Origin of the sequence: Gilliamella bombicola (assembly GCF_900094945.1) — a bacterium.
GTDB classification, from domain to species: domain Bacteria; phylum Pseudomonadota; class Gammaproteobacteria; order Enterobacterales; family Orbaceae; genus Gilliamella; species Gilliamella bombicola.
This window is the reverse complement of the sequence record NZ_FMAQ01000003.1, coordinates 38,266-53,702: the sequence shown is the minus strand read 5'-3', so window position 1 is coordinate 53,702 and position 15,437 is coordinate 38,266. Positions and strand designations below refer to the sequence as shown.

Annotated in this window: 13 protein-coding genes; 3 read left to right on the top strand and 10 right to left on the bottom strand. The window is 35.2% G+C overall.

Going from position 1 to position 15,437, the window contains the following annotated elements; genetic code table 11:
- Window positions 1-188: 188 nt before the first annotated feature.
- The 6 genes from GA0061081_RS04120 to GA0061081_RS04095 all read right to left on the bottom strand — a co-directional run bounded on the left by GA0061081_RS04120 (window position 189) and on the right by GA0061081_RS04095 (window position 5,783).
- Window positions 189-1,430 carry an MFS transporter gene (locus tag GA0061081_RS04120; RefSeq protein WP_091347339.1) on the bottom strand — a complete coding sequence of 414 codons (1,242 nt, stop codon included), beginning with the start codon at window positions 1,428-1,430 and terminating at the stop codon, window positions 189-191.
- 185 nt (window positions 1,431-1,615) lie between these two features.
- Window positions 1,616-2,728 carry a ribosomal protein uL16 3-hydroxylase gene (locus tag GA0061081_RS04115; protein ID WP_091347337.1) on the bottom strand — a complete coding sequence of 371 codons (1,113 nt, stop codon included), beginning with the start codon at window positions 2,726-2,728 and terminating at the stop codon, window positions 1,616-1,618.
- Window positions 2,718-3,503 (bottom strand): YchF/TatD family DNA exonuclease, encoded by a 786-nt coding sequence (locus GA0061081_RS04110; protein WP_091347335.1) that lies wholly within the window; start codon window positions 3,501-3,503, stop codon window positions 2,718-2,720. Before GA0061081_RS04110 ends, GA0061081_RS04115 begins: the two co-directional genes overlap by 11 nt.
- A gap of 13 nt (window positions 3,504-3,516) precedes the next feature.
- On the bottom strand, window positions 3,517-4,695 hold the full coding sequence (gene lapB / locus GA0061081_RS04105; RefSeq protein WP_091347332.1) for a lipopolysaccharide assembly protein LapB: 1,179 nt from the start codon (window positions 4,693-4,695) through the stop codon (window positions 3,517-3,519).
- 13 nt (window positions 4,696-4,708) lie between these two features.
- Window positions 4,709-5,014 (bottom strand): LapA family protein, encoded by a 306-nt coding sequence (locus tag GA0061081_RS04100; RefSeq protein WP_180214315.1) that lies wholly within the window; start codon window positions 5,012-5,014, stop codon window positions 4,709-4,711.
- Between the two features lie 49 nt (window positions 5,015-5,063).
- Window positions 5,064-5,783, bottom strand: coding sequence for a phosphatase PAP2 family protein (locus GA0061081_RS04095; protein ID WP_091347329.1), 720 nt, complete (start codon window positions 5,781-5,783; stop codon window positions 5,064-5,066).
- 101 nt (window positions 5,784-5,884) lie between these two features.
- Between GA0061081_RS04095 and ribA the strand changes: the two genes are divergently transcribed.
- Window positions 5,885-6,496 (top strand): GTP cyclohydrolase II, encoded by a 612-nt coding sequence (ribA, locus tag GA0061081_RS04090; RefSeq protein WP_091347327.1) that lies wholly within the window; start codon window positions 5,885-5,887, stop codon window positions 6,494-6,496.
- A 121-nt stretch (window positions 6,497-6,617) separates the two neighbouring features.
- Here the strand turns inward: ribA and GA0061081_RS04085 are convergent, their stop codons facing one another.
- The 4 genes from GA0061081_RS04085 to zipA form a co-directional block, all read right to left on the bottom strand.
- Window positions 6,618-6,806 carry a 2-hydroxymuconate tautomerase gene (locus tag GA0061081_RS04085; protein WP_091347325.1) on the bottom strand — a complete coding sequence of 63 codons (189 nt, stop codon included), beginning with the start codon at window positions 6,804-6,806 and terminating at the stop codon, window positions 6,618-6,620.
- Between the two features lie 9 nt (window positions 6,807-6,815).
- Window positions 6,816-7,331, bottom strand: a complete 516-nt coding sequence (luxS, locus tag GA0061081_RS04080) for an S-ribosylhomocysteine lyase (protein WP_091347324.1) — start codon at window positions 7,329-7,331, stop codon at window positions 6,816-6,818.
- Between the two features lie 67 nt (window positions 7,332-7,398).
- Window positions 7,399-9,429 carry an NAD-dependent DNA ligase LigA gene (gene ligA, locus GA0061081_RS04075; protein ID WP_091347742.1) on the bottom strand — a complete coding sequence of 677 codons (2,031 nt, stop codon included), beginning with the start codon at window positions 9,427-9,429 and terminating at the stop codon, window positions 7,399-7,401.
- A 226-nt stretch (window positions 9,430-9,655) separates the two neighbouring features.
- Window positions 9,656-10,555 carry a cell division protein ZipA gene (gene zipA / locus GA0061081_RS04070; RefSeq protein WP_425337783.1) on the bottom strand — a complete coding sequence of 300 codons (900 nt, stop codon included), beginning with the start codon at window positions 10,553-10,555 and terminating at the stop codon, window positions 9,656-9,658.
- 399 nt (window positions 10,556-10,954) lie between these two features.
- On the opposite strand from zipA, the gene GA0061081_RS04065 reads away from it, so the two are divergent.
- Both GA0061081_RS04065 and GA0061081_RS04060 read left to right on the top strand, forming a co-directional pair.
- On the top strand, window positions 10,955-12,151 hold the full coding sequence (locus tag GA0061081_RS04065; RefSeq protein WP_091347321.1) for an efflux RND transporter periplasmic adaptor subunit: 1,197 nt from the start codon (window positions 10,955-10,957) through the stop codon (window positions 12,149-12,151).
- A gap of 19 nt (window positions 12,152-12,170) precedes the next feature.
- The gene (locus tag GA0061081_RS04060) at window positions 12,171-15,380 is read left to right on the top strand and encodes an efflux RND transporter permease subunit (RefSeq protein WP_091347319.1); all 3,210 of its coding nucleotides are present in this window, start codon (window positions 12,171-12,173) and stop codon (window positions 15,378-15,380) included.
- Window positions 15,381-15,437 lie beyond the last annotated feature (57 nt).

Genomic DNA, 15,437 nt, shown 5'->3' with positions numbered 1-15,437 from the left:
TTAGTTTTATTAGTTCGTCACTATATCTTGACCAATAATGCTTTTGTTTAAAATGATTTGAATATCGACAATATAATATGGCGTATTTAATTTGTCATTAAAACAAATTAAACAATTTAAGAGTGTTTGAGGTAATTAAAGTGACTCGCATAAAAAAAACAGGGCAATTGCCCTGTTTGTGTGTCATTTTATTCGAGTTCTTTGCCTTTTGTTTCAGGTATTAAAAAGACAAATGCAGCAGCCGATAATAAATAAGCGGCAGACAGTAAAGCTAATGCGTAGCTAATTGAGTAAACGGTGGCTAAATAAGCAATTAGTACTTGTGATACACCGGCAATGCCTCGACCGACATTGAAAATAATATTTTCAGCACTTGAACGGGCATCTGTTGGGTAATGTTCAGCAAGTAGCGCGCCATATCCACCCATCATGCCATTGACAAAGAAGCCAATTACTGATCCAAAGATAATTAATATAAACATGTCGGTTTGATGAAAATAGAACCAAATTGAAACGGCGGATATGAATAAAAAGAAGATATAAGAAGGGCGACGACCAAACTTATCACATAACCAACCAAAAATTAGAATTCCTAATGACATACCTATAGTGGTTGAAATAGTCCAAAACATAGTATTTTTAAATGGCAATTTGAGCTCAGTTGCAATCATATTTGGCATCCAAACCATAAGTCCATAAAAACCGAAGTTTTGTACTGCACAAGCGATGGTTAATCCTATTGTGGTTGCTATGGTTCTTGGGTTTTTAAATAATTTGCCAACGGCTATTTTGTTTTTGTTTTGGTCTTTTAGATTTTGCCAGATTTCTGGTTCTTTTAGACCTTTACGTGTCCAAGCGACAAATAGCGCAGGTAGCACACCCATGGCAAAAGCCCAGCGCCAACCATGAATTTCACCAATAAAATTGACGGTTAATGCGGCTAAAATGATACCGACTTGAAAGCCTAATGCAACGATAGATGTTGCTCTTGAGCGTTTATTTTTAGGCCAACTTTCAGAAACTAAAGTCATGCCAATCCCAAATTCACCACCTAGGCCAAGTCCACTTAAAAAGCGAAATATTAAAAAGCACTCGTAATTAGGTGAAATTGCACATAATCCAGTAAAAAGAGAGAATATCAAAATAGTCCATGAAAAGACCCTTACTCGACCATATTTATCGGCAAGTACACCAAATAAAATGCCACCTAATACGGCGCCAAGTAAAGTTACTGAGGTTAAAGTGCCTAAATCTGTTTTTGTTAAGTTGAAGCTGACTGAAATTAGACTAAAACAAACACCTAAAATCATCATATCCATGCCATCTAGTGCGTAACCAACAGTAGATGCAAATAGGGTTCTTTTTTGATATGGAGTTGTGCATTTGCTTTCACTTTCTGCTTGCAGGACTGCGTTTGCTTCGGTTTTCATGTATACCTCTAGTTTTTAAAATTAGATAGTTACTTAAAATTTCCATTTTATGATGTTTAATTTTCGATTAAACGGCGGGTAAATTAAAGCGGGGCAAGTATATCCTTAAAAGTTAAAAAAAGCCAAGCTTAAAGCACTAAATAGTCGTTTTATCTGCCGATTTTATTATCGGCAGAGATGTGATGTTATTCTTCGGCAAAGTACCAATAGCCTTTATTAACAAGATCAAGCATGACTTGAAGTGTGTCTTTATCTTGTAACTGCTCGTAATAGAGTGTTTCAGTTTTACAAAGAAGATCAATGACGGGCATTGGTAGATTAATTTGTTCGCCATGGATGTAGCCACAATCGCCCACCTTAAGGATTCGAATACTTGGTACTCGGTTTAGTTCTGCTCCATTTTTTAGTAGCGATTCAAATTCGTTATAATCGTATGGTGGTTCAACTGGTACAATATTTAAATCGTGCATTGGTAGTGTAATGTGTTTACCGAACCAATCGTTAAATAACTCTGGTTTTTTGATTAAATCGATGATTTGATCTTGTAGTTTTGTTAGTTCATAAGGCTGAACTTGGTATGGATCTTTAGGTCGTTTTAAATCTGGATCTTGATAATAAATACCATTTGGCAGATTATCAATGACATAATCGGCAAAGCTACTTAATAGCTCTTGTGAGGTTCGTGTCATAAAACCAACAGAATAACTTAGTGATTCACCAATGGATGTGCCATTATGCGGACAACCTAGTGGAATGTATAAGATGTCGCCAGCGGTGATTTCTTCATCAATGATGGGTTGATATTGTTCAACATGTAATAATGCTTTATGTGCATTAAATTGTTTATAATGTTGGTTGCGATCGCCAACTTGCCAACGCCTGCTACCCATTCCTTGAATAATAAATACATCATAATTATCGATATGGGGTCCAACGCCAGCACCTTGTGTTGCGTAAGAAATCATTAGATCATCAAATTGCCATTGTGGCATGCATTTAAAAGGCTCAAGTAGGGTGGCTGCTTGCTCGTGCCAGTGATCAACAGCTTGTACTAGCAAACTCCAATGATCTTCGCCTAAGTTATCATATTGAGTAAATGGTCCAAATCTAGCATCCCAAACCCCATCTTTATTAGAAACAATACGGCTATCGATTTCTTCTTCCATCGCTAGGCCAGCGAGTTCGTCTGGTGTAATAGGATCAATAAAATGCGCAAATGCTTTGCGTAGGATTACCGGTTTTTTTTGCCAATAGTTTGTTAAAAAATCATCCCAATCAATGGCTAATTTATAATTCATTTAATTTTCCTTGAAGATTGAATAATTGACAAAAGTTAGATGTGGTCTTTTGCGCTATCTCTTCTAAAGAGACACCTTTTAAAGCAGATAAATATTGCGCAACTTCACGAACATAAGCGGGTTGGTTTTCTTTGCCTCGGTATGGAACGGGGGCAAGATAAGGTGAGTCGGTTTCGATCAAGATACGATCAAGCGGTACATATTTGGCAACTTCGCGTAGAGCTTCGGCATTTTTAAAGGTGATAATCCCTGAAAATGAGATATAAAAACCGATATCTAATAGTTGTTTTGCTGTTTCGATATCTTCTGTGAAGCAGTGCAACACGCCAGAATGAACATGCTCATTTTTTAAGATTGTTAAGGTATCTTCTTTGGCATTACGTGTATGGACAATGACGGGCTTACTTAGTTTTCGACCTAATCGAATATGCTCTTTAAAATTCTCTTGTTGTTGCTCTAAATTGTCTTGTTGGTAATAATAGTCAAGACCTGTTTCACCTAGTGCTACGACGTTATCTTCTTGGGCTAACTTTTGAAAACGCTCGGCATCGTATATTTCGTCATCAAGATTAAGTGGGTGAATTCCACACGAAAAAGAGCATTGGTTTTGATAAGGTGTAAGCTTATGTTTCATAGATTCATAGCCCGACAGTGTTGTTGCCACGCTTAGGCAATGTTTAACGTCGTTGTTGGTAGCTTCTTGTAATACATCTTTGATAGATTTAGTACTAAGGTCTAAACTATCTAAATGACAGTGAGAGTCAATTAAAAACATAAAAATCTCTTTTTTATTTATCTGAATGTTGTTCAAAATCACGAACAGGTTTTATTGTCGACCACGAACGGCAAGCAGGGCATAACCAGTAGATTGAGTTAACTGTGAATCCACATTTTTGACATCGGTAATTGGGCACAGTTTTTATCTGTTCGCCAACCATGTTTCTTAAAAGTAAAAGGCTTTCTTTGGCTTTACCTTGTTCTGCATCAGCAACATGATAGTTCATTAGTCGATAAAATCCTTTTAAGTTAGGATGTTTAAGTAATTCACGATACATGAAGTATTGTGCAGAATCTAAACCTTTTTGTTTTTCAATAAGATCAGCAAGCATCAACTCGGCAACATTACCGGTATCTTGATCGACACATAATTGTAAAAATTGCTGAAATGAATGTTGGTTATTTAGTTTTAAATAACACTCTTTTAATAAAGGTAGTGCTTCGCCAACAAAAGCTTTGTCTTGTTGCAATATTTGTTGAAAAGATTGGATAGCTTGCTCTGTTTTATCTTGTACCATAAGAACTCGACCCAACATGAGCGAAGTGCGAGCACATTTAGCATCAGCCATTGCTGATTTTTGTAATAAGCTATTTGCCTTATCAAGATCATCATTAGCAATAGCTTGTGATGCTAGTTCACAATAAAATTGTGCGATATCGGTTTTGTATTTTTCATTGCCAAGTTTGACTAGTCTAGTTGCCATATTGATGGCATTTATCCATTCACTGGTTGATTGGTATATGATGATAAGTTGCTGTAATGCTTGTTGTTGAAAGTCTTCTTCATCAATGAGTTGCAAAAACATCTCTTCGGCACGATCGTAAAGACCTGCAACCATATAATCACGCCCCAGTTGTTGAATAGCTAATAATCGTTGTTCAAATGTTAAAGACGAGCTTTCTAAAAGTGCTTGGTGAATGTGTATCGCTCTATCAAGTTCCCCCCGAGAGCGAAATAGGTTTCCTAATGTTAAATGTGCTTCAAGTGTGCCATCATCTTCTTTTAACAGGTCTAAGAAAAGATCGACAGCTTTGTCTTTTTGGTTAGACAATAGAAAATTTAAACCATCTACATATTCACGAGATAGTCGGTTAGATTCGTTTAGATGTTTTTGTTTTGCATTTCTGTCGCCCATATACCAGCCGTATGCGGCGGCAATGGGAAGTAGCAGAAATAACAGTTCAAACATAGTAATCTAATTCTTAATTGGTTTTAGTTAAGTTTGTTTGTTGATGATTAGTTACGCCTTCATCATATTTTTTTTGTAATTTATTTAGTTTACGTTTTGTTGATGAATGTTGGAATTTAGATTTTAAAAAGAATACGCCTGTTAATACCCAACCAACAATAAAACCGGAACCAAATAAAATGGCTAACAATACCGATAAGCGGATTTCAGTTTTAGCTATTAAATAATTAAAAGTTACTATTTGATCATTAGCTGAACCTATTGCTATCGAGATAGCAAAGATGATAATTATCAATAAAATTGATATAACAAATTTCATAATGTTGACCTTTCTTTTTAGTTAAGCAGTTATCAATGATATTCAAAAATTATTTGTCTACTATATGCCATTTTCTAGCATAAAAATAGCTGATTAATGAAATTATCCAAGCAATTAATATGCTTGTTATTAGATCAATCGGGCTGTGCATTCCTAGGTATAGCCGGCTAATTTCAATTAATATCGACCAAATAATGGTAATTGATACTATCACATAATGCTGTTTAAATTTAAGTAATGTTAAAGCCAAAAATGCCCAAGTCACAGCAAATAAAGTATGTCCAGAAGGAAAAGCAAATCCAGTTTCATTTTGCCAGTGGTTAGATAACCAACTTGGAATTGTGGATGAATTTTTAAATAACTGCTCAATAAGTTCCTTTCTTTCTGATTCTGATTTCGAATAAAATTGTTGGTTACTAATATTAAATTCTTTTGCCATCCAAAGTACATAAGGTCTTGATTCGGCAGTCTGCGATTTTAAAAAACTTTTAATTGTCTGCCCACTTAATATTGCGCTAACAAGAAGTAACCATAATAATATAATTCTTTTTTTCGTTTTACTGGGTAATAATAGACAAAATACTAAGAATAAAATTGTTGATGTAATTATTGCCCAAGGAAAACTTGCTGTTTCAGTTACTACGAATAAATATTTAGATGTATCATTTAATGATGCTGGTTGCCAATGCCAATTTATAGCTATAATAACTAAAGGCACAACTAAGAAAATAGCCAATATGGCTATTGTTTTTTTTATTACTAACCCCATTTATAAACTCAATTAAGTACAAATTGCTTAATATTTTAGCATATAAGATAGATTTATTTTTATAAAATCTTAGCTATGTTTTATTTAAAACGGAGACAATAATGCAATTAAAACGTGTTGCACAAGCGAAACTACCAACCCCATGGGGATGTTTCACTATTGTAGGATTTGAAGAAATTGCAACAAAAAAGGATCATGTAGCATTGATTTTTGGCGATATTTCTGGCGATATACCCATTCTTACAAGAATTCATTCTGAATGTTTAACCGGTGATGCGCTTTTTAGTTTACGCTGTGATTGTGGCTTTCAGTTAGAAGCGGCCTTAAAACAAATAGCAAAAGAAGGTAAGGGAATTTTAATTTATCATCGTCAAGAAGGGCGTAATATTGGTTTATTGAATAAAATTAGAGCTTATGCATTGCAAGATCAAGGTTTAGATACGGTTGAAGCTAATGAACAATTAGGTTTTGCGGCGGATGAGCGCGATTTTACTTTATGTGCAGACATACTGACTTTACTAGGAGTATCACAAATTCGTTTATTAACCAATAACCCAGAAAAAATAAGAGTGCTTGAGCAGTCTGGCATTAAAATTACGCAACGAGAACCATTGGAAGTTGGCGAAAATCCAGATAATGAACACTACTTAGAAACCAAAGCCAATAAAATGGGGCATTTACTTCATTTGCATCACAGTCATTGCAATCATTGATAATTTAAGTAAATAATAACCTAAAATCTCAAAATATATTTTATATTTTGAGATTTTTAAGCGTCTTAATATCTAAAAAATGTTTTTAACTTATTTTGCCATTAATTGGGTCATGTTAAAATCAGTCCTTATCACAGCGTAGCACGCCACCATTAGCAATCTGATCTTTTGATATTTCATGCATGATGATTTGAACTGCTTCGGGTTTGCAGTTAAGCGTTTCGACAATGGCATTTGTTACACGTTTTGCCATTTCTCTTTTTTGTTCTATAGTGCGACCTTCTAAAAAATCGATGACAACGTTTGGCATAGATATCTCCTAGTGATTAAGTTTAGCAAGCTGTTCATCCGTTAACGCGATTTCATCGTTATGGCATATGCAAATACCACATTTTATAATTTTTTCGGCGATGGTTTTGGCTTCATCTAATGAATGCATTTTATAAGTGCCACATTGATATTCATTTAATTCTGGGATCTGATTTTGCGATTTAACATTTAATACATCATGCATTGATTTTAACCATGCATCAACTATTAATGTTTCGTCTGGCTTGCCAATTAAGCTCATATAAAAGCCTGTACGACATCCCATCGGTGAAATATCTATTATTTCAACTTTATCACTGTTAAGATGGTCGCGCATAAAGCCTGCAAATAAATGTTCTAATGTATGAATCCCTTTTTCAGGTAGATTATCTTTGTTTGGAATAGTAAATCGTAGATCAAATACAGTAATATTATCACCTTTTGGGGTTGCCATTGTTTTTGCAATTCGTACAAAAGGGGCTTTCATCTTGGTGTGATCAACTTTAAAACTATCTAGTAAAGGCATAACTTCCTCCTTGTTTTTTGATACTTTTTTTAATCAATCGATTAACGAGTACCAGTGGGGTTTATTTTTACTGAGCAAGTAAATTTAGCATTTCTTGTTCATCAATAACTTTGATGCCCAGTTCTTGGGCTTTATTTAGTTTCGAACCGGCGGCCTCTCCAGCAATGACTAGATCGGTATTTTTCGATACACTGCCCGTTACTTTGGCACCAAATTGTTTTAATTTCTTTTTGGCTTCGTCTCGAGTTAAAACTGATAATGTTCCAGTTAATACTATAGTTTTACCAAAAAACGGCGAGTCAGTATTAAGTGGTTGCATTTGCGGATTAACATCTTGCCAGTGAATACCAATTTCATTACTGGTTAATTGTTCAATGACATTGCGATTATGCGGTTCTTGAAAAAAGTCTATAATGCTTTCTGCAATGACAACGCCAATATCGTTTACCATTTGTAGCTGTTCAAGTGATGTGTTTTCAATTGCCGATAAATTGCCAAGTTGGTTAACTAGGTTTTCGGCAGTCACTTCGCCTACATTTGGTATACCGAGTGCAAATATAAATCGGCTTAATGTGGTATTTTTAGATTGCTCTAATGCATTTAATAAATTATTGGCAGATTTTTCACCGATTTTATCTAAACTACATAGCATTGGTAGATTTAGTTTATACAAATCAGCAGGCGTTTTGACATAGTCTTTATCAACGAGTTGCTCAATGACCTTGTCACCCATTCCTTCTACATTCATTGCTTTTCGTGACACAAAATGTTTTAAAGCTTCTTTACGTTGCGCTGGGCAAATTAGACCTCCGGCACAACGTGATATGGCTTGGCCTTCGTCTCTAACTATTAGTGATCCACAAATAGGGCAGTAAGTTGGGAATATAATCTCTTTTGTGTCTTTAGGTCTCTTATCTAATATAACGGCTACAATTTTAGGAATTACATCACCAGCTCGGCGTATTGTTACATAGTCGCCTTCGCGAACACCTAAACGAGCGATTTCATCAATATTATGTAGTGTTGCGTTACTCACAATAACACCAGCGACTGAAACTGGTTCAAGTCTTGCAACTGGTGTAATTGCACCTGTTCGTCCGACTTGAAAGTCTACTTTGTTTAATTGTGTAATTTGTTCTTGAGCAGGGAACTTAAATGCAGTAGCCCATCTTGGTGCACGAGCAACAAAACCAAGTTCGTTTTGTTGTTCAATGCTATTAACTTTGATGACCACGCCATCAATATCAAAACCTAGCGACATGCGTTGTTCGCCAATTTTATTAAAGTAGGCTAAAGCAGCTTGTGCACCTAGCTGTTTTTGCACTTTATCGCTAACAGGTAAGCCCCAAGCTTTGAATTGCATTAAACGGTCGTAATGGGTATTAGCCAATGTAGCGCCTTCGACAATACCAACACCATAGCAAAAGAATGTTAATGGTCGTTTAGCTGTAATTTTTGGATCTAACTGTCTTAATGATCCAGCCGCTGCATTACGTGGGTTGGCAAAGATTTTTTCGTTATGCTTTTGGGCGTCGGCATTAAGTTTTTCGAAGCCTTTATGCGTTATAAATACTTCACCGCGGACTTCTAGCCGAGTTGGAATGTTGTCTCCCCTTAGAGTGAGCGGAATTGTTTTGATGGTTCTTACATTTGCTGTTATATCTTCTCCTGTTGTTCCATCACCTCGGGTTGCAGCCTGTATAAAGTGTCCATTTTCGTAAAGTAGGCTAACAGCAAGTCCATCAAGTTTGAGCTCACAACAATATTCAACTTTCTCAGTATCACTTAAATGAAGACGATCTTTAATTCGTTTGTTAAATGCAATAAAACTAGCTTCATCAAAAACATTATCAAGTGATAACATAGGTATTTTATGTTTGATTGATGCAAATTGTGCTAATGGGACTCCACCAACTCGCTGGGTGGGGGAGTCAGGTGTAATAAGATCTGGGTATTGTTGCTCTAATGTTTGAAGTTGTTTTATTAATTTATCATATTCAGCATCGGGAATTTCTGGCGTATCGAGTACATAATAGCAGTATTCATGATGCCTAATTAGGTTCCGTAGTGAAATCAATTGTTTTGCTATATCTTTAATCGATTCAGATAAATTTGTTGAGTTTTCGGCTTTATTAGATAGTGACATAATAATAGGCTCTTAAATTAAAACGTAGGGTTTGGGGAAATCATTACAATTGCATTAATTTAACTGTGAATAATGCATAGCCAAATTAAGTCATTTAAATAAATACGTTTAATATTTATTTGTAGTCACCAACCTAGATTGGTGACGTTTTGTTAAAGATTTGCTGAAAATATTGTGGCTAAATTTCGTTACAGGCCTTTTTTATTCGATCTTTATAGCTGTCAATCTTTTGTGGCGTTAGCATGTGATGTTCATCATCTAATACCACACCGTTTACATCATCTGCTATGCGTTGCGCTGTCTGTAACATTAATTTAAAGTTTTGTTGGTTGTTGCCTTCTGTCGGTGCAACCATGAAAATAGATACTCCAGGGGTGGTAAACTCATGCATTGTTTCAGGATCCAAATAGCCTGGTGTGACCATATTGGCTAAACTAAATAATATTGGACCATTACCAGCAGGATCTACATGGCGGTGGAAAATTCGCATATCGCCAAACTGAAAACCTGATTGCATAATACTAGCGAGTAATACATCACCTTGTAGTAATTTTCCGTTAAGACCAGTGACATTTAACACGATAATTTCGGTTTTGGATTGTTCTTCGTTAATGTTTAATGTTTTTTGTTTATTGTCATTAGTATTAACTTGTTTTTCTTTTGTAATTTGCGCTGGCTCAAGTTCCTTTTCGTCTTCAAAAAGATCACGATTAATGTTAATAACAGGTTCTTGCACTTTGTCTGCATGAGACTCTTGTTGATCGTCGTTATCAACAAATAAATCTTTTTGTTCAGGTTTATTATCTTGTTTTTCTATCGCTTCATCTATAACTACATTACTTTCAACAGTCTCATTATTTTTTGTTGTTTTAGGTTTGAGTAAAATGACATCATCATCTTCAATTTCAGTCATAGATAAGTTTTGATGTTTTTGAGTTTTTTGTCCAAATTCTCCTTTTTTATTTGAACTAAAAAGCGAAGAACGTTCTTTTCTATTGATCCAAAATCCGTGGATAAGCAATGCAATAATGACCAAGGATGCAACAACAATTAGAACAATACGTAAATTATCCATAATAACCATCTCTGTATTAAATTAAATATAGACTCAAATTATTTAATCATATTTTAAAAAAAAATGATTACGGAGCACTGCAATGTAAATTTTTACTTTAATCTTAGCAATTTTCATTAAAGCAACCGTATCTGATATTCGTAGTATAACATTTTCTTTAAGATACTTTATAGCACAAAAAATTAGTTAGTCTATATTACTTTATTTATAGCAATAATCATAATTATCAATATATTTTTTTAATATGATGACTCACTTAGTTATTTTTTAGAACTCTGTGCTATTAAGAGATAAAGCTACTTACAATCTATACATATTTTTTGTAAAATTACCGATCACTTTTGAATAAGAATTATTATTAAAAAATAAAATAATTATTAAGTTTACTGAGGTCATTTTTATATGAGATTTAACAAGCTATTATTAGCCTTGCCAGTGGCGTGCGTCGGTCTGCTTTTATTAACAAGTTGTGATAATGGTAAATCACAAAACGGTAATAATCAATTACCGAAAGTAACTGTGTTTAAGGTTGAACCGTTAAACTATACTCTAAAAATTAGTTTGCCGGGTAGGGTTGTTGCATCTCAAATTGCTGAAATTAGACCTCAAGTCGGCGGTATTGTTTTAAAGCGTGAGTTTGACGAAAGTTCAAATGTTAAGGCAGGACAGTCACTTTATCAAATCGATCCAGCTATTTATCAAGCTAATTATGATAGTGCTGTTGCTAGTGTTGCTAGTGCCAAAGCAAATGCGAATATTGCACAGCTTACACTAAAACGTTATGCTGGGTTACTAAATACCAAATCAATCAGTCAACAAGATTACGATAAAGCAGCAGCCGATGCTAAACAGGCAGAAGCCGCTGTATTAGTTGCACAAGCTGCTGAGCATACAGCTAAAGTTAATTTAGAGTATACGAAAGTGTATTCACCAATTGATGGATATATAGGTAAATCAAGCGTAACTGAAGGTGCATTAGTCGCAGCTGGTCAGTCAACACCGCTTGCATTAGTTCAACAGCTAGATCCGATTTATGTCGATATGACAGAAGCGGCTACTCGTTATAATAAGTATCTTCAAGATGAAAATGTTATTTATGAGCCAGCAAAAGGAAATAATGTAGAATTATTTTTTAACGATGGTTCAAAATATGCTCTATCAGGTAATATTAAATTTTCAGATATGACTGTAAACGAAACTACAGGTACAGTGACATTACGCTCTCAATTTGCCAACAATGAAAACAAAATTTTACCAGGTATGTTTGTTAAACCGCAAGTGACATTAGGTTATATTAAAAATGCTATACTTGTTCCACAACAAGGTATTACCAGTAATAAACAAGGTCAGTACACTGCAAAAATTTTGAAATCCGACAATACAATTGAATATCGACAAGATATTCAAGTTTATACTGGTATAGGTGGTTATTGGGTTGTGACAAAAGGTATTGATGTTGGTGAACAAGTCATCGTGACAGGCTTACTTAATTTGACGGGTGTTGAAATGGGGAAAACCATGAAAGGTGAAATGGTTGGCGATCCGACAACGCTTACTCAAGGACAGTTAGATAGTATCATCCAAAAAAGCATGAAATAAAACAGGGGTAGATTGAATTATGGCTAAGTTTTTTATTGATAGACCTGTTTTTGCATGGGTGATTGCTATCATGATGATGCTAGGCGGTGCTTTATGTATAAAGCTGTTAGCCGTTGAACAGTATCCTGATATTGCACCACCAGCCGTGACAGTGAGTGCAACCTATCCTGGTGCTGATGCGCAGACTATCGAAAACACTGTTACTCAGTTGATTGAGCAGAATTTAACTGGGTTAGATAATCTCATTTATATGAAATCAACCAGTAGTGCACAAGGTGTTGTTCAAACAACGTTAACCTTTGCGCCTGGGACTAATCCCGATTTTGCTCAGGTGCAAGTGTTAAATAAAGTTGAAAGTATTAAATCCCGTCTGCCTGAAAGTGTGCAAAAAAATGGAGTATCGGTAGCTAAAAACAATACTAACTTTTTAAAAGTTGTTGGTTTTTACTCCACGAACCCAGAAAAAACACAGTCAGATATTGCTGACTTTGTTTATTCTACTGTGCAAGATCAAATTAGAAGAGTGCAAGGTGTTGGTGATACACAATTATTTGGTTCTGAATATGCTATGCGTATCTGGCTTGATCCAAATAAATTGACTTATTACAATTTATCCATTGAGGAAATTATAACTGCTATCCAAGCGCAAAATGCGCAAGTAACGGCAGGACAATTAGGCGCCTTACCATCAACCGAAGGGCAAGAACTTAATGCAACAATTACCGCGCAATCGCGTTTAAAAACGCCTGAACAATTCCAAAATATTCTTGTTCGAGTTAATACTAATGGTTCTAATATCTTATTAAAAGATATAGCTACAGTTGAAATTGGTGCATCTGATTACAACTTTATTTCTCGTTATAACGGTAATGCATCAGCTGGTCTTGGGATATATTTGGCAACAGGTGCTAACCAATTAGATACATCTGATAAGGTTGATAAAAAATTAGAAGAGTTATCTAAAATCTTCCCTGAAGATATCAAATATGCTTTTCCATATGATACAACTCCATTTGTTAAATTATCAATTAGTAATGTAATTCACACGTTAATTGAAGCAATTGTTTTGGTTGTTATTGTAATGTATGTGTTTTTACAAAACCTACGTTCTACACTTATTCCGACTATTACTGTACCTGTAGTATTGTTAGGTACATTTGCGATTCTTTATATTTGTGGATTTACTATTAATACCTTATCTATGTTTGCGATGGTACTCGCTATTGGATTGTTGGTGGATGATGCCATTGTTGTTATCGAAAACGTTGAGCGGATTATGCATGATGAAGGGTTATCACCTTATGATGCAACTGTTAAGTCGATGGAGCAAATCACTTCAGCATTAATAGGTATTGCGGTTGTATTATCTGCTGTATTTGTGCCGATGGCATTTTATGGTGGGGCAGCAGGTGGAATATATCGTCAGTTCTCGATTACCATCGTAACAGCGATGGGATTATCAGTATTGATGGCTATTATATTGACACCGGCACTTTGTGTGCAGATTTTGAAAGCACCATCTAAAAGTAAAATTAGAAAAACTTCATTGGGAGAAAAATTAGAATCAATACCACCGTTTACTTGGTGCTCAAAAGGAACTCAGTTTTTCTTTAAATGGTTTAATAATTTTTATGACAAAAGTTTACGCTCTTATGAAAAAGGAGTTATTAAGGTTATTCGTAATCCAATAATTGCTTTTGGTTGCTATGCTTTGATATTTGTTGGATTATTATTTGGATTTAACCGTTTACCTACAGGTTTTTTACCAGACGAAGATCAGGGGGTTCTTTTTGTTATAGTTGAATTACCTCCAGGTTCGACATTAGAACAAACGATGTCAGTATTAAATAAGGCATCTGATTTTTATACCCAAAAAAAGGCAGATTCTGTTGATGAAATTTTTACTGTTGCAGGTTTTAGCCCGGTGGGACGTGGGCAAAATATGGGGATGGGTTTTGTTCGATTAAAAAATTGGGAACAACGTAAACGAACTGATCAAAAAATTGATGCTTTGGTTAAAAGTGGCGGAGAACTTACTTCTAGTACAACTGAAGGACGGGTGATTGTTGCCAATTTACCTGCCGTACCTGCATTAGGTATGGCCAATGGTTTTTCATATGTACTGAAAGATACTGCTGGTTATGGGCATGATGCGTTGGTCGGTGCATTTTTCCAAATGTTGGGGCAAGCTTCTGCTCATCCAGGACTACAACAAGTGAGACCTGGGAGTATGCTTGATATTCCACAGTACAAAATTAATGTTGATTTTGAAGCTGCACAAGCATTGGGCGTTTCGGTCAATTCAGTCAATACGGTATTGTCGACAGCGTTAGGTTCTGCTTATATTGATGACTTTGTTTATAATAATCGAGTTAAAAAAGTGTACCTACAATCTGATGCTCCATATCGTATGTTACCTGACGATTTTGGTTATTGGCATGTTAAAAATCGAAATGGTGAAATGGTGCCATATGATGCATTTGCTACAACGACAAAAACTTATGGTTCCCCATCACTTGTTCGTTATGACGGTGTATCAGCAATGGAAATAAGTGGTTCTCCAGCTCCAGGAATGAGTTCTGGACAAGCAATGGCTGTAATGGAAGATCTATCAAAACATTTGCCTAAGGGTTTTACCTTTGATTGGACTTCTATTTCTTATCAAGAACGCCAAACAGGCTCACAAACTACAACGCTTTACTTTATTTCTATTATCGTTGTGTTTTTATCATTAGCGGCATTATACGAAAGTTGGACAGTTCCTATTTCGATTTTATTTATTATCCCACTTGGTATCTTAGGCACAGTTTATGCGACTATGTTAAAAGGACTTGATAATGATATTTATTTTATCGTTGGCTTATTAACGACAATGGGGTTATCAGCTAAGAATGCTATTTTGATTGTAGAATTTGCTAAAGATGCTATTGAAAAAGAAGGAAAATCATTAATTGATGCAACGCTTGAAGCTTGTCGTTTGCGTTTACGTCCAATATTAATGACATCATTTGCCTTTATTCTTGGTGTATACCCACTAGCTTCTAGTAGTGGTGCTGGGTCTGCAGGTCAAAATGCAGTAGGTACAGGTGTAATTGGTGGTATGTTAGCCGCAACATTTTTAACCATATTTTATGTTCCACTGTTCTTTTTGTTTGTAACAAAGCTATTTACTAAACATAGAAATAAAGTCGTATTACTAACTAACCGTTCGAAAATGAAGTCTGAATAGTTAGTTTTATATGCATGAGTTAGATTGTATGGCTTGTGCTGAAAATGAAGATATAAA